The organism is Dactylosporangium sp. NPDC000244 (assembly GCF_040300725.1).
GTDB lineage: Bacteria > Actinomycetota > Actinomycetes > Mycobacteriales > Micromonosporaceae > Dactylosporangium.
On record NZ_JBEPEH010000024.1, the window covers coordinates 125,397 to 146,282 of the forward strand.

At 74.8% G+C, this 20,886-nt stretch carries 25 protein-coding genes and 1 pseudogene; 9 read left to right on the forward strand and 17 right to left on the reverse strand.

Annotation, left to right across the window (positions count from 1 at the left end; translation table 11 throughout):
* Window positions 1–78: 78 nt before the first annotated feature.
* The 3 genes from ABT369_RS32185 to yidD all read right to left on the reverse strand — a co-directional run bounded on the left by ABT369_RS32185 (window position 79) and on the right by yidD (window position 1,818).
* Window positions 79–945, reverse strand: coding sequence for a LysR substrate-binding domain-containing protein (locus ABT369_RS32185; protein ID WP_350617678.1), 867 nt, complete (start codon window positions 943–945; stop codon window positions 79–81).
* 193 nt (window positions 946–1,138) lie between these two features.
* On the reverse strand, window positions 1,139–1,366 hold the full coding sequence (locus ABT369_RS32190) for a DivIVA domain-containing protein (RefSeq protein ID WP_350617679.1): 228 nt from the start codon (window positions 1,364–1,366) through the stop codon (window positions 1,139–1,141).
* 38 nt (window positions 1,367–1,404) lie between these two features.
* Entirely contained in the window at window positions 1,405–1,818 is a 414-nt protein-coding gene (gene yidD, locus ABT369_RS32195; protein ID WP_350617680.1) for a membrane protein insertion efficiency factor YidD, read from the reverse strand.
* A gap of 36 nt (window positions 1,819–1,854) precedes the next feature.
* On the opposite strand from yidD, the gene ABT369_RS32200 reads away from it, so the two are divergent.
* From ABT369_RS32200 to ABT369_RS32210, 3 genes and pseudogenes are all read left to right on the forward strand, one after another.
* The gene (locus ABT369_RS32200; RefSeq protein WP_350617681.1) at window positions 1,855–2,070 is read left to right on the forward strand and encodes a hypothetical protein; all 216 of its coding nucleotides are present in this window, start codon (window positions 1,855–1,857) and stop codon (window positions 2,068–2,070) included.
* Between the two features lie 81 nt (window positions 2,071–2,151).
* Window positions 2,152–2,253: pseudogene (locus ABT369_RS32205) on the forward strand (GmrSD restriction endonuclease domain-containing protein); the annotation flags it as partial.
* A 29-nt stretch (window positions 2,254–2,282) separates the two neighbouring features.
* A complete protein-coding gene (locus ABT369_RS32210) occupies window positions 2,283–2,474 on the forward strand; it encodes a hypothetical protein (RefSeq protein ID WP_350617745.1) in 192 nt (63 codons plus the stop codon).
* Window positions 2,475–2,594: 120 nt separating this feature from the next.
* On the opposite strand, the gene ABT369_RS32215 is transcribed toward ABT369_RS32210, so the two are convergent.
* From ABT369_RS32215 to ABT369_RS32235, 5 genes are read right to left on the reverse strand one after another with little or no spacing between them, the layout of a single operon-like run.
* Window positions 2,595–3,029, reverse strand: coding sequence for a VOC family protein (locus tag ABT369_RS32215; RefSeq protein ID WP_350617682.1), 435 nt, complete (start codon window positions 3,027–3,029; stop codon window positions 2,595–2,597).
* 25 nt (window positions 3,030–3,054) lie between these two features.
* Window positions 3,055–4,536 (reverse strand): DUF6297 family protein, encoded by a 1,482-nt coding sequence (locus ABT369_RS32220; protein WP_350617683.1) that lies wholly within the window; start codon window positions 4,534–4,536, stop codon window positions 3,055–3,057.
* The gene (locus ABT369_RS32225; RefSeq protein WP_350617740.1) at window positions 4,533–5,153 is read right to left on the reverse strand and encodes an ABC transporter ATP-binding protein; all 621 of its coding nucleotides are present in this window, start codon (window positions 5,151–5,153) and stop codon (window positions 4,533–4,535) included. Before ABT369_RS32225 ends, ABT369_RS32220 begins: the two co-directional genes overlap by 4 nt.
* A 29-nt stretch (window positions 5,154–5,182) precedes the next feature.
* A complete protein-coding gene (locus tag ABT369_RS32230; protein ID WP_350617684.1) occupies window positions 5,183–5,839 on the reverse strand; it encodes a response regulator transcription factor in 657 nt (218 codons plus the stop codon).
* Window positions 5,824–6,918 (reverse strand): sensor histidine kinase, encoded by a 1,095-nt coding sequence (locus tag ABT369_RS32235; protein WP_350617685.1) that lies wholly within the window; start codon window positions 6,916–6,918, stop codon window positions 5,824–5,826. The genes ABT369_RS32230 and ABT369_RS32235 overlap by 16 nt, the downstream gene beginning before the upstream one ends.
* A gap of 108 nt (window positions 6,919–7,026) precedes the next feature.
* Between ABT369_RS32235 and ABT369_RS32240 the strand changes: the two genes are divergently transcribed.
* On the forward strand, window positions 7,027–7,482 hold the full coding sequence (locus ABT369_RS32240) for a hypothetical protein (protein WP_350617686.1): 456 nt from the start codon (window positions 7,027–7,029) through the stop codon (window positions 7,480–7,482).
* A gap of 10 nt (window positions 7,483–7,492) precedes the next feature.
* Here ABT369_RS32240 and ABT369_RS32245 read toward each other — a convergent pair whose 3' ends face one another.
* The 5 genes from ABT369_RS32245 to ABT369_RS32265 form a co-directional block, all read right to left on the reverse strand.
* Window positions 7,493–8,260 (reverse strand): hypothetical protein, encoded by a 768-nt coding sequence (locus ABT369_RS32245; protein ID WP_350617687.1) that lies wholly within the window; start codon window positions 8,258–8,260, stop codon window positions 7,493–7,495.
* Window positions 8,261–8,374: 114 nt separating this feature from the next.
* Window positions 8,375–9,577, reverse strand: coding sequence for a sensor histidine kinase (locus ABT369_RS32250; protein WP_350617688.1), 1,203 nt, complete (start codon window positions 9,575–9,577; stop codon window positions 8,375–8,377).
* The gene (locus ABT369_RS32255) at window positions 9,574–10,233 is read right to left on the reverse strand and encodes a response regulator transcription factor (RefSeq protein WP_350617689.1); all 660 of its coding nucleotides are present in this window, start codon (window positions 10,231–10,233) and stop codon (window positions 9,574–9,576) included. The genes ABT369_RS32250 and ABT369_RS32255 overlap by 4 nt, the downstream gene beginning before the upstream one ends.
* Before the next feature lie 14 nt (window positions 10,234–10,247).
* Complete coding sequence (locus ABT369_RS32260) at window positions 10,248–10,685, reverse strand: FMN-binding protein (RefSeq protein ID WP_350617690.1); 438 nt, start codon at window positions 10,683–10,685, stop codon at window positions 10,248–10,250.
* 16 nt (window positions 10,686–10,701) lie between these two features.
* A complete protein-coding gene (locus ABT369_RS32265; protein ID WP_350617691.1) occupies window positions 10,702–12,087 on the reverse strand; it encodes a ferredoxin reductase family protein in 1,386 nt (461 codons plus the stop codon).
* Between the two features lie 93 nt (window positions 12,088–12,180).
* On the opposite strand from ABT369_RS32265, the gene ABT369_RS32270 reads away from it, so the two are divergent.
* On the forward strand, window positions 12,181–12,690 hold the full coding sequence (locus ABT369_RS32270; RefSeq protein WP_350617692.1) for a DUF2231 domain-containing protein: 510 nt from the start codon (window positions 12,181–12,183) through the stop codon (window positions 12,688–12,690).
* Here ABT369_RS32270 and ABT369_RS32275 read toward each other — a convergent pair.
* The 3 genes from ABT369_RS32275 to pflB are packed head-to-tail and all read right to left on the reverse strand — an operon-like array spanning window position 12,656 to window position 16,429.
* On the reverse strand, window positions 12,656–13,423 hold the full coding sequence (locus tag ABT369_RS32275; protein WP_350617693.1) for a hypothetical protein: 768 nt from the start codon (window positions 13,421–13,423) through the stop codon (window positions 12,656–12,658). The two genes, ABT369_RS32270 and ABT369_RS32275, sit on opposite strands and share 35 nt — an antisense overlap.
* Window positions 13,424–13,445: 22 nt before the next feature.
* Window positions 13,446–14,174, reverse strand: a complete 729-nt coding sequence (gene pflA / locus ABT369_RS32280) for a pyruvate formate-lyase-activating protein (protein ID WP_350617694.1) — start codon at window positions 14,172–14,174, stop codon at window positions 13,446–13,448.
* On the reverse strand, window positions 14,171–16,429 hold the full coding sequence (pflB, locus tag ABT369_RS32285) for a formate C-acetyltransferase (RefSeq protein WP_502891845.1): 2,259 nt from the start codon (window positions 16,427–16,429) through the stop codon (window positions 14,171–14,173). Before pflB ends, pflA begins: the two co-directional genes overlap by 4 nt.
* Window positions 16,430–16,579: 150 nt before the next feature.
* Here pflB and ABT369_RS32290 point away from each other — a divergent pair, with 150 nt between their 5' ends.
* Together ABT369_RS32290 and ABT369_RS32295 are read left to right on the forward strand one after the other, a co-directional pair.
* Complete coding sequence (locus tag ABT369_RS32290) at window positions 16,580–16,894, forward strand: HPF/RaiA family ribosome-associated protein (RefSeq protein ID WP_350617695.1); 315 nt, start codon at window positions 16,580–16,582, stop codon at window positions 16,892–16,894.
* A 12-nt stretch (window positions 16,895–16,906) separates the two neighbouring features.
* The gene (locus ABT369_RS32295; protein WP_350617696.1) at window positions 16,907–18,139 is read left to right on the forward strand and encodes an acetyl-CoA hydrolase/transferase family protein; all 1,233 of its coding nucleotides are present in this window, start codon (window positions 16,907–16,909) and stop codon (window positions 18,137–18,139) included.
* Window positions 18,140–18,185: 46 nt separating this feature from the next.
* Here ABT369_RS32295 and ABT369_RS32300 read toward each other — a convergent pair whose 3' ends face one another.
* Window positions 18,186–18,872 (reverse strand): CBS domain-containing protein, encoded by a 687-nt coding sequence (locus tag ABT369_RS32300; protein WP_350617697.1) that lies wholly within the window; start codon window positions 18,870–18,872, stop codon window positions 18,186–18,188.
* A gap of 219 nt (window positions 18,873–19,091) precedes the next feature.
* Between ABT369_RS32300 and ABT369_RS32305 the strand changes: the two genes are divergently transcribed.
* Both ABT369_RS32305 and ABT369_RS32310 read left to right on the forward strand, forming a co-directional pair.
* Entirely contained in the window at window positions 19,092–20,177 is a 1,086-nt protein-coding gene (locus tag ABT369_RS32305) for an erythromycin esterase family protein (protein ID WP_350617698.1), read from the forward strand.
* Between the two features lie 40 nt (window positions 20,178–20,217).
* Window positions 20,218–20,880, forward strand: coding sequence for an ElyC/SanA/YdcF family protein (locus ABT369_RS32310; protein ID WP_502891846.1), 663 nt, complete (start codon window positions 20,218–20,220; stop codon window positions 20,878–20,880).
* Window positions 20,881–20,886 lie beyond the last annotated feature (6 nt).

A 20,886-nucleotide genomic window follows, 5' to 3' on the forward strand; every position in this document is an offset into this window, starting at 1 on the left:
GGCTCAAAAGCCTACTAACCCGATCGGAATTAAACCAGCACGGTTTCTCGCAGTGCACCGATCGGCTTCCGCGATCGGTCAGGCCACGCTGCGCAGCCGCGGCGAGGCGAAGAACTCCCGGCTCACCTCGCACGCCGCGTGCTCCAGCTCGGGGTCGATGCCGCGGCGCGCCGCCACGTGCAGCCCGACCGTGCCGACGTCGGGCAGCTCGGGCAGCGCCACCAGCCCGGCCGGGGTGCGACCCGTGCTGGGCAGCAGCGCGACGCCGAGCCCGGCCCGCACCGCGGCGACCACGCCGTCCAGGCTGGTCGCCTCGGCCGTGATCGTGGACACCCGCCCGTCGAGGTCGAGGGCCTGCAGGGCCCGCTGCCGCAGCCCGCACGGCTCCTCGAAGGCCACCACCGGCCACGGGTCGTCGCCCTCGGGCGGGGCGAACTGGGGCGCGCCGTACCAGTGCAGGGGCAGCTGCGCGACCGGCGTGCCGAGCGGCTCCGCGCCGGCCAGCACGACCGCGAGGTCCAGGGTGCCGCGCGCGACGCCCTGGGCCAGCTGCGTCGAGCGGTCGATGCGGAAGCGCACCGAGCGGCCCGGAAAGCCGTGGCGCATCGCGGCCAGCAGCTGCGGCAGCATCCGGTCGGCCGCGTGCTCGGTGCAGCCGACCAGGATCACCCGCTCGGCCACCACCTCGAGCCGGCGCAGCGACTCGTCGTGCACGGCCAGGATGCGCCGCGCCTCGACGAGCAGCGCCTCGCCGTGCACGGTGAACCGCACGCCGCGGCCCGCCTTCTCCACGAGCGGCTCCTTGAGCCGCCGCTCGAGCAGCCGGACGTGCTGGCTCACCGTGGACTGGCTCACGCGCAGGGCCGCCGCCGCGCGGTGGAAGCCGCCGCAGTCGGCGATCGCGACGAGCGTGCGCAGATGGATGAGATCGAGCGGATCGGGCATGGGCCGGCTCGTTTTCTGTGCGGGCGGAAAGGGTCGCGGAGAATCGCCTCAGCGACAGATCGCGCTCGCGGTGCGCCGGAAGTCGACGTAACGGCGCAGGACGCCACGGTACGTCGAGCGATGCATAACCCAGATCATGCGGACGGCGACGGAGCCTGTCAATCTCCATCACGCCGGGTGACGAGCATCGCGGTCAGGGGCGGTCGTCCGGGCGGCCCTTGGCGATGCGGCGCAGGTAGTGGTCGACCTCCGGCTGGTCGTACCCCCGGAAGGACACCTTGAAGCTCACCGCCTGCGCCTCCGCACGGGCCTCGGCCACCCGCTCCGGCTCGCCCGAGGCGATGGCCGCGTTGGCCTTCTCCACGAACGCGTCGACCTCGGCGCGCGCATAGCCGTGAAACCCGGTCGTGAACTGCGTCATGCGTCAAGTGTGCTCCCCCGGGGCGTGACCGGAAACGATCACGGCACCGGGTCGACGGTGCCCCGCGGGGTCGACGGATTGCAGCGCTTGATGCGCGCGGCGGTGAGGCGGGAACCCTCGACCAGGCCGTACCGGCGGACCGCCTCCAGGCCGTAGTTGCTGCACGACGGCGTCTGCCGGCAGCGGAACGGCAGGTGCGGGGACAGGAAGCGCTGGTAGCCGCGGATGGCGGCCATGCCCGCGCGCCCGGGACCGCTGGTGGCGGCGCGCGGCGGCCGGGTCGGGGCCGCGACCGCCATGAGCGTGAGCAGCGAGCCGAGCATGAACGGGTTGCAGTCGCAGCCGTCGCACCCGTCACAGCCGTCGCAGAAGTCGAGGTCGCACCCGCTGAGATCGCAGTTCGACCAGTCCCGCCACCACCGCCGCCGCGGCGACACCTCCGCCTCATCCACGCCGCGCATTGTGCGGCCCGGCGGCGGCCGTGATCAATGCCGCTGTACCGCATCGGACAGCCCAGGACGCGGAACCGCTGGATCGTTCGGTGGATCACCGCCCGTTTCCCGGCACGATATGGTCCGCCGATCGGCTCGCCGATCGGCCGGCCGAACCAGCGCGCGCTCGTCCTGCGCTGGCTCGAGGAGTCCTGCGGCAACAAGGAGCCAGTGGACCTCGGCACGCTGACGATCGAGCACGTCATGCCGTAGAGCTTCACGAGCCACTGGAAGGCCGCGCCGACCGCGGACCTCAAGCCCGGCGAGGAGGTGCGGCAGGTCCACGCCGGCCTGGTGCACACGATCGGCAACTTGACGCTGACCGGCTACAACGCGTCGCTGAGCAACAAGCCGTTCGAGCAGAAGCGACCGAAGCCGGCGTCCAGCGGCGTGTCCATGAACCAGGAGATCGCCCGGCGGGAGCGGTGGGGCCGGCCGGAGATCCAGAGCCGGGCATCGCCATCCCCGCCGCCAAGATCGAGCTGCGCCCGAGCTTCCCGCTCGAAGTCCTCGCCGAGCCGGGCAGTCTGGACCTGCTGGTCGAACGGCTCGAGTGGTTCCGCTCGGCGGCCATCCCGACCCCGGGCGGTGCACACGGCTCGCCCGGCGCGAGCTGAGCAGTATGCACCGCGGCAGTTCGCCGAGCTGGGCGCGCGTATCCGGACAGCGTTGGCAGACGTCTGAGAACGATCCGCGTCTGCCGGCGCGCCGGCCCGACGGTGGCGCCTCGCTCGCGCCTACGAACGCAACGCCGCTACCTCCGAAGCCGTGATCGGCTGGGCTGTCCGCTCCGGCTCGAGGAACTCCAACCGGTTGCCGAGGGGGTCGAACGCGTAGAAGCGGCGATGGCCCGGGAAGTTGTCGTCCCAGTCCACCTCGACACCGGACTCGGTCAGGTGCTTCGCCAAGGCGTCGAGGTCACTGACCAGCAGGCCGGGGTGCGCCTTGCGGGCCGCGACGAATTCCTGCTCGACACCGAAGTGCAGCTCCAGGGCGCCGCTGCGGAACCAGCAGCCACCGCGGGCCGCGAGGACCGCGGGCTTCTCAAGCTCCACCATCCCGAGGATGCCGCCGTAGAACGCCCGGATCTGGTCTTCGGTGCCCGCCGGGATCGCCAACTGGGTGTGGTGCAGGCCGTTGAACGAGTACGGCGGTTCTTCATTCGTGCTCACGGACTTCCTTTCCACGGTGTGTGGGTCAGGCGCGGCGGGCGGCGACGACCATGGCGCCCAGCACGCCCGCGGAGAAGATGATCTGGTTCGCCAGGGCCGTCTCCGGGTGGCGGGTCACGATCGCGAGCAGGGCCGGCCACAGCGCCAGCACCGCCACGTCCACGCCGCCGGCCAGCCAGACCAGCAGGCCCGTGGGCATCGTGCCCGCCGGGGACACCAGCGGGGCGATGTCGTGGCGGACCTGGCGGCGCCGTGCCGAGCGCAGGGCGCCCGCGGCCAGGCCCGGGCCCGCGCACGCGCCGAGCAGGGCCCACACGGCCAGGCCGCCGGCGTGGGCCTGGGCGCCTACGGCGGTGAGGGCGATCGTGGACCAGACGGTGCACAGGGCGACGGGCACGGCGATGCGGCCGGTGAAGAGCTGGCCGTCGGTGAGGCCGAGCAGCCGGGCCAGGGCCGGGTCGTCGCGGTCGCGGCGGGCGTTCGCGGTGGCCGAGGCGGCCGCGACCACGCCGGCGAGCAGCCACGCGGCGGCGATCACCCAGCGGGACACGGGCAGGCCGGTCGCGAGGACCGGGACGGTGGCCAGCGCCAGGGCCAGCAGCACGCGCACCGGCGAGCGGACCAGCAGCAGCGCGTCCTGGCCGGTGGCGGCGAGCCTCCCGGTCAGGCGCGGGAGGCGGTCGGGGCCGAGCCGGCGGCCGCGCCAGCGACGCTCCTCGGCGGCGCGCGAGGCCAGGCCGGGGTCCATGGTCACGAACACTGCGGTGGCGGCGCCGCTGCTCTGGGCGGCGTCGGCGAGGTTGGCGAGGGTGTAGGACCTCAGGCGGTACCAGAGCAGGAAGGGAACCACGAGTGCGGCGGCGGCGACGAGGGCCGCGACCCAGGCGTGCCGCCCGGCCAGCAGCGGCCAGCCCCACGGGCCGGTCGCGGCGACGGCGGTGACCGGGGTGCCGACGGCGGAGAGGACCCCGACCGCGGCGGCGACGATCGCGAGGACCGTGGCGGCGGCGGTGAGCCGGCGGGCCGGGCGGCGGCTCGCGGACTGCACGACGGCCGCGGCCCCGACGACGAGCACCCCGCCGGCGATCGCGGCGACGAGCACGGCGCCGGCGCCGGTCGTCGACAGCGTCAGGGTGAGCAGGCCCTGGGCCAGCCCGGCGAGCAGGCCGAGGCCGAGCACCTGCGCGGCCGCGGGGACGAGCAGGGGGCGGCGGTCCAGCGGGGCGGTGAACAGCCACTGCAGGGCGGGCGCCGAGGTCGACAGCGGGCCGAGCGCGGCGGTCACGGCCAGCAGCGCCGCGGCCCAGGCGAGCCCGGCGGCGAGCACCACGCCCTCGCGGACGCCGGCCGGGGCGGTCGTCGCGCCGCTGAGGACGGACGCGACCTGGGCCCAGATCATGTACCCGACCATCGCCGCGAGCAGCACGAGCGTGTAGATGGTCTCGAACCGGTCGGAGGCGTCCCCGGCGGCCCGCTGCCGCTTGCGGATCCAGCGGCGGACGTTCACTCGTCGGCCCAGTCGAGGCCGAGCTCGATGATCTCGCAGCCGGCGGTGACCGTCGGGTCGTGCGAGGCGAGCAGCGCGGCCCCGCCCCGGCCCAGGTACTCGTCGATGAGCGCCGCGACCGTCGCCCGCCCCTCCTGGTCGAGGTGGCGCTCGGGCTCGTCGAGCAGCAGCAGGCGGCTCGGGCGGTCGAGCACCATCGCGAGCGCGAGCCGCTGCCGCTGGCCCGACGACAGGCTGCCGGGCGAGGCGTCGGCGAACCCGTCCACGCCGAGCCGGGCCGCGAGCTCCCCGTCGGCGAACCAGTCCTCGGCGATCGGGGCGTTGGCCATCCGTACCAGCGTCAGGTGCTCCCGCGCCGACAGCCCCGGATACCAGGCGGGCGGCTCGAGGAGGGCCGCGACGGCCCGGCGGAAGCCGGCCTCGCGCTCGTCGACGCGCTCGCCGCCGACCCGGACCTCGCCCTCGGCCGGCTCGAGCAGCCCGGCGACGCACCGCAGCACCGTCGACTTGCCGATGCCGTTCGGGCCGCGCAGGGCCACGCCCTCGCCCGCCTCGACCGCGAGGGTCAGCTCCTCGATGACGACGCGGTCCCCGTACCCGACCTTGAGCCGGTCCATCGTCAGCACCGGCCGAGCATAGACCCCGCTCAGACCAGGCCGGCGTCGTGGACGAGCATCGCCACCTGGGTGCGGTTGTCCAGGCCGAGCTTGGTCATGATGTGCGTCAGGTGCGCCTTGACCGTCGCGACGCTCATGGTCAGCTCCGCCGCGACCTCCGCGTTGGTCAGCCCCCGCGCGACGCCCACGGCCACGTCCCGCTCGCGCGGGCTCACCGCCGCCAGCTGCCCGCGCGCCCGCTCGAACGCGGCCGCGTCGGCGGCGACCCGGGCCATGAGCCGCCGGGTGACGGCCGGGGACAGGATCGGGTCGCCGGCGGCCACGCGCCGGATCGCCTCGACGATCCGCTCGGGCGGGGTGTCCTTGAGCAGGAACCCGCTCGCCCCGGCCCGAAGCGCCCGCACCACGTGCTCGTCGGTGTCGAACGTGGTGAGCACGACCACCTCGGGCGGCTGCGGGCGCGCCCGGGCGCGGCGGGTCGCCTGGATGCCGTCGACCCGGGGCATGCGCAGGTCCATGAGCACCACGCCGGCCGCGTGCCGGTCGAGCGCGGCGGGCACCTCGTCGCCGTCGGTCACCGCCGCGACGACCTCGATGCCGGGCGCGCCGTCGAGCATCATCGTGAGCGCCGACCGTACCAATGGATCGTCGTCGACCACGAGCACGCGCACTAGACCGTCCGGCACGGCAGCTCCGCTCGCAGCCGGAACTCGCCCGTCGCGGTCACGGCGTGATCGAGCGTGCCGCCGGCGAGCCCGACCCGCTCGGTGAGCCCGACCAGCCCGACGCCGGAGCCGGACAGGTCCGGCAGGTCCTCGCCGACCGGGTTGCGCACGTCGACGACGAGCATCCCGCCCTCGGTGCGCAGCTCGACGGTGACCGGCTGGCCGGCCGCGTGCTTGCGCGCGTTCGTGAGCGCCTCCTGCACGACCCGGAACGCGGTGCGCCCGATCAGCGGCGCCAGCCCGGGCGCGCCGGACTCGTCGCGGAAGTGGACGCTCTGCCCGGCCGCGACCGCCTCCTCCACGAGGCGCGGCACGTCCGGCAGTGAGCGCATGACCCCGGTGTCCTCGTGGCGCAGCACGGCGATCACCTCCCGCAGCTCGTCGAGGGCCTGGTGCACGCCCAGCCGGATCACGCCCGCCGCCTCGGCCAGGCGCTGCGGCGGGGCGTCCGGGCGGTACTCCAGCGCGCCCGCGTACATCGCCAGCAGCGACAGCCGGTGCGCGAGCACGTCGTGCATCTCCCGCGCGACCAGCGTGCGCTCGGCCAGCCGCGCCTCGAGCACGCGCCGGCCCTGCTCGGCCTCGGCCCGCACCGCCCGCTCCCGCAGCGAGATCAGCAGCTGGTGGCGGGCCTGGGCCCAGACGCCCCAGCCGAGCAGCGCGGCATAGGCGGCGGCCATGAGCAGCAGCCACCACCCGTAGAACAGGCCCGGGTAGGGCCGCCACCGGCCCTGCACCGCGTGCCCGGCGATCCCGGCCACCGCCACGGCCACGGCGCCCCGCAGGGGACGGCGCCGGGCCGCGTTGAGCGCCGCGAACGTCGCGGCCGGCGTCGCCACCGGCGAGAGGGCCGCCAGCGCGCCGAGCGCAAGGCCCGCACCGACGGGGCGGAACAGCGCCGCGACCGCCCCCGTGACGGCAACGACGGCGACCGCGATGTCGAGCGGGCCGTGCGCGGGCACGAGGCCGGTCGCGGTGAGGCCCCCGATCGCGACGACGATCACGGTGGCCGCGACCCGCAGCGGTCCAGTCGTGCTCACGGCGGTCAGACTAGGCGGAGTTGCCGCGGCCGTACCACCGACCAAAGTCGTAACCGCGGATCCCGCCCGGCCGATGCGCCGCCCCGCCTCGCTTTCTACCGTCGGGCCATGACGACCGCCCACACCGTGGCGCGCCGGGGCGGGGTCCACGCCTTCCGGACCGCCACGCTGCGCACCCGCGGCTCGATGCGCCACGGCGCCCTGCACACGGACGCGGGCGACTTCGAGCTCGAGCCCACCGACCGCTGCCGCCTCGGCGTGGTGGCCCGCGCGGGCGGCCGCCCGGTGGTGACCCTGCACCCGGCCGGCGCCCGCGTGCCGGGCCCCGGTGGCGACGCGGTCCGCTGGAGCCTGGGCCGGCACTCGGGCACGCTGACCCGTGGCGACGCCCGCATCGAGGTGCGGGCCGGCTGGCCCGGCCGGCCGCTGCGGGTCGAGGTCACCGGCGGGTGGGCCGAACTCGACCTGGTCGTGCTGACCGCCTGCTTCGCCGTGCTGACCCGCCGCCGGCAGCGCCTGCTCACGGCGGCCGCGATCGCGGGCGCCACCGGCGGGCCGCACTAGCGGCCGGTGGTCAATGGGCCCGGCGGGTGCCCTCGTACGCCTCGGACTGCTGCTCGACCCGGCCCTCGTCGGTGATGCTGAGCAGCGTGAGGGCGATCATCCGCACGCCGAACGCCGCGACCGTGATGAAGATGAGCGTGATCGGCGAAGCGCCGGCCGCGTTGTCGACGGTCGCGGCGAAGTCGATCGTCACCTGGCCGGCCATCAGGTACTGCGCGACGGTCATGGCCAGCCCCACCACCAGGATCGGCCCCGCCATCCGCCAGCGCCGCGTCGCGCCGGTCGCCAGGTAGACCGCCGTCGCGATGACCGCCGTCAGCCCGGCCGCGATCGCCACCGCGGCGGGCGCGTTGATCGACGTGACGTAGCCGGAGCGGCCCGACAGCATCGACTGCACGATCATCGCGGACGTGAGCAGCCCGACCGTCACCCCGGCGGCGACCGTCCACAGTGGCCGGGGCCAGGCCGCGGCGACCCCCAGCACGACGACGCTGATGAGGATGGTGCCGACGGTCAGCGCCAGCCCGGGGGCCAGGAAGAACTGCACCTGGTCGTCGCGCAGGTGGATGGCGGTGGCGAGGACGAACAGGGCGTCGTCGCGGGCGGTCTCGATCAGCCCCCAGGCGGCGCCGACGACCAGCACCGCCCGGTTGGCCGTCGAGCGGCGCTCGTCGGTCATGCGCACCAGGCAGAAGACGGTCAGCACGCACCCGATGCCGTTGGCGAGGAAGACGCCGAGGACGTACCAGGGGCTGTAGAGCACAGGGACTTCGGTCATCCTTCTCCAGTCCGGTACGCCACCCTCCGGCGCGGAGCTTAACCGGGCTCGGGTCCGCATCGACCGGCAGGGTGCACATGCATGAATGCGGTACCCAGCGGCCCAGGAGAGGGCCTAAACCAGCAGGCGCATCGTGAACGTCGCCCCGCCGCCGGGCACGCCGTCGGCCTCGATGGTGCCGCCGTGCCCGGTGACGACCTCCCGGGCGAGCGCGAGACCGAGGCCGAAGCGCCGGTGGTCGTCGTGGCCGCGGGCGAAGCGGTCGAAGATGTGCCGCGCGTCCGCCGGGTCGAAGCCGGTGCCGTCGTCGCGGACGATCACCTGGACGCACGGCGGGGCGTCCAGCCGGCCGAGCTCGACGCGCACGTGGCCGCCGGGCGGGGTGTGGCTGAGGGCGTTGTCGACCAGGGCGGTGAGGACCCGGCGCAGGGCGGCCTCCCGGCCGTGGATGATCGAGGGTTGCTCGGGATCGGTGCGCAGCTCCAGCTCGACCTGCCCGGCGCGGGCGCGGTCCCGGAAGCCGGCGAGCACGGCGTCGGCCAGCACGCCGAGGTCGACCTCGGCGCCGGTCTCCGCGCGGCCGGCCAGGTGCGTCGACAGCAGCAGGTCCTCGACGATCTCGCCGAGCTGGCGGGTGCCCGCGACGAGACGGCCGATGTCCGGCGCCATGTCGGCGGCGGAGGCGCCCGCCCGCAGATCCTGCTGGAGGAGCTGGGTGCGGGTGTGCAGCTGGGCGATCGGGGTGCGCAGCTCGTGGCTGGCGTCGGCGACGAAGCGGCGCTGCCGGGCCAGGGCCTCGCCGAGCGGCGCGGTGGCGTTGCGGGCGAACAGCCAGCCGGCGGCGACGGCGCCGGCGAGGCCGAGCAGCTCGGCGGTGCCGAGGGCGGCGAGCAGGCGGCGGGTCTCGGACCGCTGGGCGGCGAGGCTCCCGACGACCTGGACGGTGGCGGTCCCGTGGCGGCGGGTGACCACGAGGTAGCCGCCGTTGCTGGTCTGCTCGGCCGGCCCGCCCGCGCGGACCCGGTCCATCGCCGCGCGGTCGGGGAACCCCGCGGGGGCGTCCTCGGTGGCGGTGAGCGCGCCGGCCTCGTCCAGCCGGAAGATCCAGCTGCCGCGGGGCGGGTCGACGACGTCCTCCTCCGTCGCCGCCGTCTGCCGCACCGAGGAGGTGAGGGCGGACGTCTCCTCGCGGGACACGACGTACAGGGCGACCGCGCCGACGGCGAGCAGGATCAGCGCGATCACTACGGTGTACCGCACGGCCAGGGTGCGCCGCGCGTGCCGCAGCAGGTCCCCGTCGGGATCGGGCCGGTTCACAGCCGGCCCAGCCGGTAGCCGGTGCCGCGGACGGTGGTCACCACGGCCGCGCCGAGCTTGCGGCGCAGGTAGTGGACGTAGGTGTCGGCCAGCGTGTCGGTACCGGAGTCCGGAAAGACGCCGGCGGCGATCTCGCGGCGGCTGAACACGCGGCTCGGGTGCTCGGCGAGCAGGCGCAGCAGGTCGCTCTCCCGGCCGGACAGGGTCGTGACGGTGCCGTCCCCGGCGGTGACGGTCCGGGTGATCAGGTCGAACTCGGCGGTGCCGACGGCGACGACGTGCCCGGCGGCCGGGGGTTGCCGCCGCAGCAGCGCCCGGACCCGGGCCAGCAGCTCGCCGAGGTCGAAGGGCTTGACCACGTAGTCCTCGGCGCCGCCGTCGAGCCCGGCGATGCGGTCGGCGACGGTGCCGAGGGCGGTGAGGATCAGCGCGGGGGTCCGCACACCGCTGCGGCGGAGCCGGGCCAGCAGGTCGAGGCCCTCGATGGCGGGCAGGCCCCGGTCCAGCACCAGCAGGTCGTAGCCGCGGGTGAGGGCGCGGTGCAGGCCGGCCTGCCCGTCGGGGGCCAGGTCGACGGCGTAGCCGGCGTTGCCGAAGGCGCGCACGAGCAGCTCGCCGAGCTCGCGGTCGTCCTCGACGAGCAGTACACGGATCACGCCTCCACTCTCGCTCATCCGACGTGGGCCCGGTCGAGCGCGCCCTGCAGCGAGGTGCGATACCCGTCGCTGGTGTACGTCGCCCCGCTCACCGTGTCGATGTGCGCACTCTGCGCGGCCAGGGCCTCGGCGCGCAGCCGCGGCAGGGCGGCCATGCTGATCTCGGCGTCCCGGTCGTTGGCGTTCGGCCAGCGCACGGCGCGCACGTCGGCGATCGTCCGGCCCCGCAGCCGGACCTCGACCTGGACCGGCCCGTAGCGGGTCCGGGCCACCGGCCCCTCCACCGCCACCGTCGCCGCGGCGGAGGCGGATCCCGACGGCACCGGATCGGCGGGCGGCACCGGCACCGGGGCGGGCGGGGCGGCGACGGTCGCGCCGAGGCTGGTGCGGTAGCTGAACAGCAGGATGGTGGCGGCGACGGTCGCGGCGAACCACAGGGTCAGCCGGCGCATCGCGGGCCCCCGATGCTCACCATGCGAACTCCTCGCTGTGGATGCGCCCGCCGGGGACGCCGGCCGCGCGCAGGTCGGCGCGGACGGCGGCCATCCAGGTGGCCGGCCCGCACAGGTAGGCCTCCCGGGCGGCGATGTCCGGCACGATGTGGCGCAGCGTCCCGGGGGCGTCGAGGCCGGCCGGGAGCCACGACCCGTACCGCGACCGCGGCCCCTCCAGGTAGACGACCCGGACCCCGTGGCGGCGGCCGAGGTCGTCGAGCTCAGTCCGGAAGACCGCCTCGGCCCGGCCCCGGACCCGGTAGAGCAGGACGGCGTCGGGCGCGGCGAGCTCGTCGAGCAGCGCACGCATGGTCGTGATGCCGACGCCGGCCGCGATCAGCAGCGCCGGGCGGCCGCTCGACCGGCCGGCGGTGAGCGCCCCGTACGGCCCCTCGACGAGCACGCGAGTGCCGGGCCGCAGCGAGCCGACCCGCCGGCTGCCGTCGCCGAGATCCTTGACGGTGATACGCAGCGCGTCCGGCGCCGGCCCGGCCGACAGCGTGAAGGGGTGCGCCCGCGACCAGCCGGGACCGTCGAGGAAGCGCCAGAGGAAGAACTGGCCGGCCCGGGCGGGCAGCCGGTCGAGCCGGTGCCCGCGCAGGTACACCGAGACGATCCCTGGCGCCTCGGCGACCACGTGGTGGACCCGGAGCCGGTGGTACGCCGAGCGCCACAGGGGCAGCCCGAGCCGGAAGACGACGACGGCCAGGAGCGCGGCCGAGTAGAGGCCCCACCAGTAGACGGTGGCTGCCGCCGAGGCGGTGAAGTCGGCGCCCGTCCACAACTGGTGGGGCAGGGCCAGGCCGATGCCGAGGTACGCGTACAGATGCAGCAGATGCCAGGACTCGTAGCGCAGCCGGCGCCGGGCCGCCCGCACCGACAGCACCACGACCAGCACGAGCAGCAGCGTCCCGGCCGCGGCCAGCAGCATCCCGGGGTACGTGACGACCAGGTCCCACCCGGTGCCGAGCAGGCCGTCGCCGCCCGTGCGCGCGTAGCCGGCCGTGATCAGCACGACGTGGGCGAGCATCAGCCAGCAGGAGCCGAACCCGGCGAGCCGGTGCGAGCGGGCCAGCGCGTCCTGGCCGAAGCCGCGCTCCACCCAGGGGATCCGGGCCATCAGCAGCACCTGCAGCACCAGCAGATCCGAGCCGACCAGCCCGGTCACCCGGCCCAGCGCGGTGAGCGGCTCCTCCCGGTATCCGCCGTCGGACGCCCACAGGGCGAGCACCGCCAGCACGCTCGCCGCCGCGGCCGCCCATGCCACCGCCCGCCACCCGTGCCGCGGCGGGGGCGGCGGCGGGCGGCGCCGCCCGGCCAGGCGCACCCGGCCGGCCGCCGGCGGGCCGATCTCGTTCACGCCGGCCAGTCTGCGGACCGCACATGGGAGAACTCGAAGAATCGGCTTCCTAACCTTGGCCGGTCAGAACATCCGGCTCCCGGCGAGGACCCCATGACCACCTTGAACGGCCTGCCCGCGCACATTCTGCTCGTCCACGCCATCGTCGTGCTCCTGCCGCTGTCGGCGCTGCTGCTCGTGCTGACCGCGGTATGGCCGGCCGCCCGGCACCGCCTGGCCGGCCCGAACGCCGTGCTGGCGGTGCTGGTCGTGCTGCTCGTGCCGTTGACCACCGACGCGGGCGAGTGGCTGGAGCGCCGGGTGCCGAGCGGCGAGCTGGTGCACACGCACGCCGAGCTGGGCGACACCGCGATCTTCTACGCCGTCCCGATCGCGGTGCTGGCGCTCATCGTCTGGTGGCGGGACCGGGAGGCCCGGGCCGTCGCCGGGCGCCGGACCTACCTGGCCCCGCTGTCGAGCGCGGTGACGAGCGTGGTGGCGGTGCTCGCGCTGGTCGCGGGCGTGGCCGGCGTCTACGGGATGTACCGCATCGGCGACTCCGGCGCCAAGGCCGCCTGGACCGGCAACTTCAGCTCGCAGGACAACGGCCGCGGCCACGACTGACACCGAGGGCGCCGAGCCGGCCGGCGACGCCGAGGCCGAGCAGCACGGCCGGGCCGGCGCCGGGGTGCGGGGCGGCCGCGAACCGCTCCACCGACGTGACGAGCCCGGCCGCGGCCGCGGTGAGCAGCACCGCCGACGTCGCCTCGCCGGCGATCAGCAGGTCGCGGCGGGAGTCGCCCGGGGCCGTGACGGCGAAGTACCGGCCCGGATGCCCCGGCAGTGCCCACGCCGCCGGGTCCTCGAGCGGCCGTAGCGCCGCACCGGCGCGCTCCGCCGCGGCCCGCAGCATCGCGACGCGGCCGGGCCCGAGCGGGGCGTCGGCGAACGGGCGCCGGTCCGTGTGCCGCACGGCGATCGCGCGGTGGAGCCGGTCGGTGCGGCGACGGTGGGCGGCCGGGCCGGTGTAGCGCACCAGGGCCAGCAGGCCGGGATCGCCGTCGGCCGCGAACCGCTGGACCGACGCTCCGGCGCCGTCGGCCGCCAGTGTGACCAGGGCGTGGTGCAGCGAGGCACCGCAGCTGATCGTGGCGATGCGGCCGTCGCGGTCGTCGGGCGTGCGCCGCCGCGTGTCCTCGAACAGGGCCGCCCGGTCGCCGTCGATCCGCCAGCGCCACGGCCGGGTGCCGCCGGGCGAGGGCGCCTCCTGGGCGGCCAGGGCGGCCCGCATGAGCAGCCGCCCGGGCTCGTTCGCGCTCCTCGCCGGCGCGCGGTCGATGTACTGGATCGCCACCATGACGTGCTCCCGATACGTTCGGCTACAGGGTTTCGAGTCCGGCTTCGCGGAACCGGGCCCGGGCCCGCTCGAGCAGCCCGGCGGAGGGTGGCTCGGTGTCGCGCAGCGGGAACGGCAGGCCGAGCCGGTCGTACTTGCCGGCGCCGAGCCGGTGGAACGGCAGGACGTCGACGCGTTCCACGGTGCCGAGCCCGGCCGCGAAGGCGGCCAGGCCCCCGATCTCGTCGAGGTCGTCGGTGACGCCGGGCACCAGGACGTACCGCAGCCACATCGACGTCCCCCGCCGGGCCAGCCGGTCGGCGAAGTCGAGCGTGGGCCGCAGCTCGCCGCCGGTCAGCCGCCGGTATCCGGCCGGGTTCCAGCGCTTGATGTCCAGCAGCACGAGGTCGGTGGCGTCCAGCAGCGCGTCGTCGGCGCGGGCGCCGAGCGCGCCGGAGGTGTCGAGCGCGGTGTGCAGGCCCAGCTCCCGGGCGCCGGCGAGCAGCGCCCGGGTGAAGCGCGGCTGGAGCAGCGGCTCGCCGCCGCTGACCGTGAGCCCGCCGCCGGCCGCCCGCACGAACCCGGCGAATCCGCGCACCGTCGACAGCAGACCGTCCACGGTGGACTCCCGGCCGTCGCGCATGTGCCACGTGTCCGGGTTCTGGCAGTACAGGCAGCGCAGCGGGCACCCGGCCAGGAAGGCGACGAAGCGGGTCCCGGGGCCGTCCACACCGGTGGACAGGTCCCAGGAGTGCACCCGGCCCGTGGTCATCGCGAGCCGTGGAAGGTGCGCCCGAGCACGTCGCGCTGCTGCTCGGGGGTGAGCCTCACGAAGTTCACCGCGTAGCCGGAGACCCGGATCGTCAGCTGCGGGTACCGCTGCGGATGCGCCATCGCGTCCAGCAGCGTCTCCCGGTCGAGCACGTTGACGTTGAGATGGAACCCGCCCGCGCCCATGTAGGCGTCGAGCAGCCCGGCGAGGTTCGCGGTGCGCTCCCGCTCGTCCCGGCCGAGGCCATCGGGCGTCACGGTGCTGGTGAGCGAGATGCCGTCGCGCGCGGAGGCGTACGGCAGCTTCGCCACCGACAGCGCGGCGGCGGCCATGCCGTGCACGTCGCGGCCGTTCATCGGGTTGGCGCCGGGCGCGAACGGCTCACCGGCGCGGCGGCCGTCCGGGGTGTTGCCGGTGTGCTTGCCGTACACCACGTTCGAGGTGATGGTGAGCACCGACTGGGTGTGGATCGCGTCGCGGTAGGCCGGGTTGCCGCGCACCTTGCCCATGAAGGTGTCCACGAGCCACACGGCGATCCGGTCGGCGCGCTCGTCGCCGTTGCCGAAGGCCGGGTACTCCCCCTCGACGGTGTAGTCGACGACGAGCCCGGTCTCGTCGCGCACCGGCCGCACGGTCGCGTACCTGATGGCCGCGAGGCTGTCCGCCGCGACCGACAGGCCCGCGATGCCGCAGGCCAGGAACCGGCGCACCGGATAGTCGTGCAGCGCCATCTCGAGGCGCTCGTAGGCGTACTTGTCGTGCATGTAGTGGATGATGTTCAGCGCGTCGACGTAGGTGCGGGCCAGCCAGTCCAGCGTGCGGTCGTAGGCGGCGAGGACAGTGGCGTAGTCGAGCACGTCCCCGGCGACCGGCGGGGCCGCGGGGGCCACCTGGACGCCGGACATCTCGTCGCGCCCGCCGTTGATCGCGTACAGCAGCGCCTTGGCCACGTTGACCCGGGCGCCGAAGAACTGCATGTCCTTGCCGACGCGCATGGCCGAGACGCAGCACGCGATCGCGGTGTCGTCGTCGCTGTACCGCCGCAGCAGGTCGTCGTTCTCGTACTGGATCGCGCTGGTGTCCAGCGACACCTTCGCGCAGAAGCGCTTGAACGGCTCCGGGAGGGCCGGCGACCACAGCACCGTCAGGTTCGGCTCCGGCGCCGGTCCGAGGTTGTACAGCGTCTGCAGGTAGCGGTACGAGGTCCGGGTCACCAGCGTCGAACCGTCGCCGCCCATGCCGCCGATCGACTCCGTCACCCACGTCGGGTCGCCGGAGAACAGCTGGTCGTACTCGGGCGTGCGCAGGAAGCGGATGATGCGCAGCTTGATGACGAAGTCGTCGACGAGCTCCTGGGCGCCCGCCTCGCTCAGCGTGCCGTCGGCGAGGTCGCGCTCGAGGTACACGTCGAGGAACGTCGAGGTGCGCCCGAGCGACATCGCGGCGCCGTTCTGCTCCTTGGCGGCCGCGAGGTAGCCGAAGTACAGCCACTGGATCGCCTCGCGGGCCGTCCGCGCGGGTCCGGCGATATCGAAGCCGTACGACGCCGCCATCGCCTTGAGCTCGGCGAGGGCCCGCAGCTGCTCGGCGAGCTCCTCCCGGTCGCGCACCACGTCCGGGGTCGCCGCGCGGTGCTCGAGCGAGGCCTTGTCCCGCCGCTTGGCCTCGGCGAGGAAGTCGACGCCGTAGAGCGCCACCCGCCGGTAGTCGCCGATGATGCGACCGCGGCCGTAGGCGTCCGGCAGCCCGGTGATCACGCCCGCCTTGCGGGCCGCGAGGATCTGCGGCGTGTAGGCGTCGAATACGGCGTCGTTGTGGGTCTTGCGGTGCCGGGTGAAGAACTCCTCCACGAGCGGGTCGAGCTCGTAGCCGTACGCGCGCAGGCCGTTCTTCACCATGCGCAGCCCACCGGCGGGCATGATGGCCCGGCGCAGCGGCGCGTCCGTCTGCAGCCCGACGATCAGCTCCCGGTCCCGGTCGATGTAGCCGGGCGCGTGGGAGGTGATCGAGGCGGGCGTGCGCGGGTCGACGTCGTGGACGCCCCGCTTGCGTTCGGCCGGGAACATCGCCGTGAGCAGGCCCCAGATGTGCGTGGTCCGCTCGGTCGGGCCGGCGAGGAAGCTCCCGTCGCCGGTGTAGGGCCGGACGTTGGCACGGATGAAGCCGGCGACGTCGACCTCGTCGCGCCACCGCCCGCCGCGGAATCCCCGCCACGGGGCGAGCTCGGTCTGCGCGGAAAGGCTCATGGTGGTCATGGCCCAAGCGTCGCCCGTTCTCCGGCGCGCGGGCAGGGCCGAAGTCCCCGCGGCCTCGGGCCGTCGGCCCCTGGATACATCCCCCGCAACGGCGATCACATGATCTCGGGCGGAGATCCGCCCGGCGCGTACGGCGAAAGGACGACGACGATGTCCCGCACTCATGACGAGGTCGAGATCAGCGTGCAGCTGCAGCCGGGCATGGAGCCGCGGATCCAGCACTATGCCCGGGAGAAGGTCGCCGCGGTCCTCGGGCACACCGCCCGGCCGGTGCTGTTCGCCCGCGTCCGGCTCGACCGGACCGGCAACCCGGCCGCGGTCCGGCCGGTGACCGCCCGCGCGGAGATCGACCTCAACGGCCGGGTCCTGCACGCCGAGGCGCACGCCGACTCGCCGTACGAGGCGCTGGACCGGCTGCAGGACCGCCTGCAGGCCCGGCTGGACCGCCAGCGCCCCACCCACTGAAGGAGATCCTTGATGCGAACGGTGACCGAGTCCGAGCTCGGCCATATCCTCGGCGCGCTGCCGGGTGTGCCGCGAATCGTCGCGAGCGGCAACTTCGCCGCCCCGCACCGGCTGCTGGCCACCGCCGACGCGAGCATCGCCGAGTTCCGGCTCGTCATGCTCAACGCCCAGCCGGGCATCCCGGACCGCGATGGCGTCGTCCACGAGACGTCGTTCGTCGGGCCGGGGATGCGCGGCGGGCCGCGGCTGCGGTACCTGCCCTGCCGCCTCTCGCTCGTCCCCGACCTGCTGCGGCAGCACCTGGTGCCGGACGTGGTGCTGCTGCACACGTCGCCGCCGGCGGGCGGGGCGGTGAGCCTCGGCGTCGAGGTCAACGTGCTGCCCGCCGCCGTCGAGGCGTGCCGCGCCCGGGGTGGCATCGTCGTGGCGCAGGCCAACCCGAGCATGCCGGTCACGTACGGCGACGCCCAACTGCCCGTCGAGGCGGTCGACTACCTCGTGGAGGCCGCGGAGCCGCTGGCCACGCACGCTCCGGCGGCGCCGGACGACACCTCCCGGACCATCGGCGATCGGGTAGCTTCCCTGGTACCGCCGCAGGCGACCCTGCAGCTGGGCATCGGCGCCATCCCCGACGCCACATTGGAGGCGCTGCTGGGCCGGCGCGGGCTGCGCATCTGGTCGGAGATGTTCACCGACGGCGCCCTGGCCCTGGAGAAGGCCGGCGCGCTCGATCCCGGGACCCCGGTGACAGCCTCGTTCTGCTTCGGCTCCGAGGAGCTCTACGACTGGATCGACCACAACCCGCGGGTGCGGATGCTGCGCACCGAGAAGACCAACGACCCGGCGGCGATCGCCGCGCACCCGGGCCTCATGAGCGTCAACAGCGCCCTGCAGGTCGACCTGTTCGCCCAGGCCAACGCGAGCCGGGTCGGGAGCCGCACGCACTCGGGCTTCGGCGGCCAGACCGACTTCATCGTCGGGGCGATGCACTCCCCCGGCGGGCACGCGATCATCGCGCTGCGGTCCTGGCACCCGAAGGCGGACGTGTCCGCGGTCGTGCCGCTGCTGTCCGGGCCGGTGACCTCGTTCCAGCACAGCTACATCGTCACGGAGCAGGGCACCGCGCGGATCTGGGGCCGCGACTCGGTCGAGCAGGCGCAGGAGATCCTCGACCACGCCGCCCACCCGGACGTGCACGACTCGCTGCTCGACGCGGGGCGCCGGCTGGGTCTGCCGCTGCGCTGAACGGACGGGGCGGCCCGCGACCGGCGCGGGCCGCCCCGTCAGGCGCTCAGAACATCACCGGGGCCTGGTACGGCTTCGGCTCGTCGTCGGCGATCGCCGAGAGGTGGCTGACGACGTCGACCACGCCGTCGATCCGCTCGATCCGGCGGATCAGCGACGGGATGACGGACGCGCGCTCGACCTGCCCCAGGAGCGTCACGACGCCGTCGTCGACCTCGGCCCGCAGTTGCGCGGGCTCCACGCCGGGCATGCCCGGCAGCGTCTCGGCCATGATGTCGCGCAGGATGTCCGCGTCCGTGCGCAGGAACACCTTGAGCAGGTCGCGGCGGGTCACCATGCCGACCAGCCGGCCAAGGTCGTCCACGACGGGCAGCCGCTTCAGCCCGGCCGCCTCCATGATCCGCGCCGCGGCCGCCAGGGACGCGCCGCCCGTGATGGTCACGGCGGGCGCGTTCATCAGCTCGCCGGCGGCAGTGGCGTGGGCCTTGCCGCGCGCCTGGCGGGTGTGCCGGCTCTCGAACATCCGGACCCGGTCGTCGTCCCCGGCGAACTCGATCTTCGCCATCAGGTCGGCCGACGACACCACCCCGGCCACCCGGTCGAAGGCGTCGACCACCGGCAGCGCGTTGACCTCGTGCGCCTCGAGCAGGTCGACGATCTCCTTGAACGGTGTGTCCTCCCGCACCGACACCGCGCCGACGGTCATCACGTCGGCCACTTCCCAGCGGCTCATCACAGGCCTCCTTCGCCCGATCGTCACGCCCTGAACGTATGACCGCCCGGCGCGGGCGCCCAGGGTCCAACGGCACGTTCCCGGCGAGCCGTACGCCCCCGGTTCCGGGCCGCGGCGCCCGAGCCGGAGTGCACCAGCGGTTTGAGACTTCGTGGCGCGCCCGAGCGGCCGGATCCGGCCGAAGTCTCAACCGTTGTTGCAGCGGTACGATGCACATGTATGACCTTCGTACCTGAGTCCTGCGAGCTGCTGGCGTTCGGCGAGCCGACGCACCTCGAGGACGCCGTCCCCCGCCGGCGCAACGAGCTGTTCGCCGAGCTCGCCGGGCGGGGCTTCCGCACCATCGCGCTCGAGATCGACCGGGTCGCCGCGCTGCTCGTCGACGACTATGTGCGCGACGGCGTCGGGGACCTCGACACGGTGCTGCGCGACGGCTTCTCGCACGAGTTCGGCCGGCTGGCGGCCAACCGCGAGCTGGTCGTGTGGATGCGGGAGTACAACGCGGCGCGGCCGCCGCACGAGCGGCTCTCGCTGCAGGGCTTCGACGCGCCCACCGAGAACATGAGCGCGCCGAGCCCGCGGGGCTACCTCGAGTACACCCGCGGGTATCTGGGTCTGGACGCGGATCTCGACCGGCTGGCCGGCGACGACGAGCGGTGGTCGCGGACCGAGGCCGTGCTCGACCCGGCGCGGTCGCCCGGCTCCGGCCCCGAGGCCGCCGAGCTGCGCACGATCGCCGAGGACATGTGGACCGAGCTGCACATGCGGGCGCCGTCGCTGATCGCGGCCACGTCCGCCGAGGCGTGGCGCCGGGCCCGGACGCAGTTGACGGGCGGGATGCAGCTGCTGCGGTACCACCGCGCCTGCTCGATCCCCGGGCTCGACCAGAGCGTGCGGGTGTCGCGGCTGATGGCCGTGCGCGACGTGCTCATCGCCGAGAACATCCTCGACCTGCGGGACACCCCGGCGCTGCTCTACGGCCACAACCTGCACCTGCGCCGCGGCCCGAGCCGCTGGACGCTCGGCGAGCTGGAGCTGACCTGGAGCGGCGCCGGGTCGATCATCGCGCCGCTGCTCGGCGCCCGGTACCACGTCATCGCCGGCAGCCTCGGCACCAGCGCGGCCAAGGGACTCGGCGCGCCGGATCCGGACACGTACGAGGGCCGGCTGCGCCCGGGCCTGACCCCGGCGTCCGAGGTGCCGGCCGCGCGCACCCGCACCGACACCACGCCGCAGATGGGCTACTTCCCGCTGGACGCGGACACCGTCGCCGGCGTCGACGCCGTGCTGCACGTGCCCGGCTGACGCTCGCCGGGCCGGGGCCGCCTCGGGGATACTCGGGACCGTGCAGATCCCTCGCCTGGTCACCGACGACTTCGCGGACGAGCGGCTCCCGGCGGTGGCGGCGGCGATCACGATGATCCTGACGCTGCCGCAGCCGGCGGCGCAGCGCGTGGACGCGATCGCGATCGCCAGCGGCCAGGGCGAGCAGTGGCGCTTCACCCACGCGATCCGCGCGTGGGAGGCGAACCCGCGGCTGCGCCGGCTCCTGGTGGCGAACGCGAACCCGGCCGAGGCCACGTACGTCGAGATCACCCTCGACCACCTGCGCGGCCTCGGCCTGCGCCGCACCGAGGGCGTCCACGTCCAGCCGGAGCCGGCGGCCGACACCGGCCGGCAGGCGGTCTGGATCGCCGAGCAGGTGCGGGCGCACGGCATCGGCGGGCTGGCGCTCGCCGTGTCGCCGTACCACCTGCCCCGCGCCTACCTCACCGTGCTCAAGGAGCTGCTGCGGCGCGGCCTGCGCGTCCCGCTGCTGCCGTCGCCCGTGGCCGTGCCCCCGCACCGGCGCATCCCGGAGACCGGCGCGACGGCCCACGAGCTGGTGCCCGGCGAGCTGCGGCGCATCCTGACGTACATGCGCGAGGGGTGGGTGGCGACGCCGGAGGAGCTGCGGGAGTACCTGCGGTGGCTCTGGGACACCCACGAGCCCCTGCTGACGGGCTGACCGGCC

Coding starts and splice junctions, on each gene's coding strand:
- ABT369_RS32245 (WP_350617687.1), bottom strand. CDS start 8,260: ATGACCGAAGTCCCTGTGCTCTACAGCCCCTGGTACGTCCTCGGCGTC.
- pflB (WP_502891845.1), bottom strand. CDS start 16,429: ATGACCACCATGAGCCTTTCCGCGCAGACCGAGCTCGCCCCGTGGCGG.
- ABT369_RS32295 (WP_350617696.1), top strand. CDS start 16,907: ATGCGAACGGTGACCGAGTCCGAGCTCGGCCATATCCTCGGCGCGCTG.
- ABT369_RS32300 (WP_350617697.1), bottom strand. CDS start 18,872: ATGAGCCGCTGGGAAGTGGCCGACGTGATGACCGTCGGCGCGGTGTCG.
- ABT369_RS32260 (WP_350617690.1), bottom strand. CDS start 10,685: ATGCGCCGGCTGACCCTGTGGTTCGCCGCGACCGTCGCCGCCACCATC.
- ABT369_RS32275 (WP_350617693.1), bottom strand. CDS start 13,423: ATGGTGGCGATCCAGTACATCGACCGCGCGCCGGCGAGGAGCGCGAAC.
- ABT369_RS32305 (WP_350617698.1), top strand. CDS start 19,092: ATGACCTTCGTACCTGAGTCCTGCGAGCTGCTGGCGTTCGGCGAGCCG.
- pflA (WP_350617694.1), bottom strand. CDS start 14,174: ATGACCACGGGCCGGGTGCACTCCTGGGACCTGTCCACCGGTGTGGAC.
- ABT369_RS32290 (WP_350617695.1), top strand. CDS start 16,580: ATGTCCCGCACTCATGACGAGGTCGAGATCAGCGTGCAGCTGCAGCCG.
- ABT369_RS32200 (WP_350617681.1), top strand. CDS start 1,855: ATGCCGCTGTACCGCATCGGACAGCCCAGGACGCGGAACCGCTGGATC.
- ABT369_RS32190 (WP_350617679.1), bottom strand. CDS start 1,366: ATGACGCAGTTCACGACCGGGTTTCACGGCTATGCGCGCGCCGAGGTC.
- ABT369_RS32240 (WP_350617686.1), top strand. CDS start 7,027: ATGACGACCGCCCACACCGTGGCGCGCCGGGGCGGGGTCCACGCCTTC.
- ABT369_RS32225 (WP_350617740.1), bottom strand. CDS start 5,153: ATGGACCGGCTCAAGGTCGGGTACGGGGACCGCGTCGTCATCGAGGAG.
- ABT369_RS32185 (WP_350617678.1), bottom strand. CDS start 945: ATGCCCGATCCGCTCGATCTCATCCATCTGCGCACGCTCGTCGCGATC.
- ABT369_RS32270 (WP_350617692.1), top strand. CDS start 12,181: ATGACCACCTTGAACGGCCTGCCCGCGCACATTCTGCTCGTCCACGCC.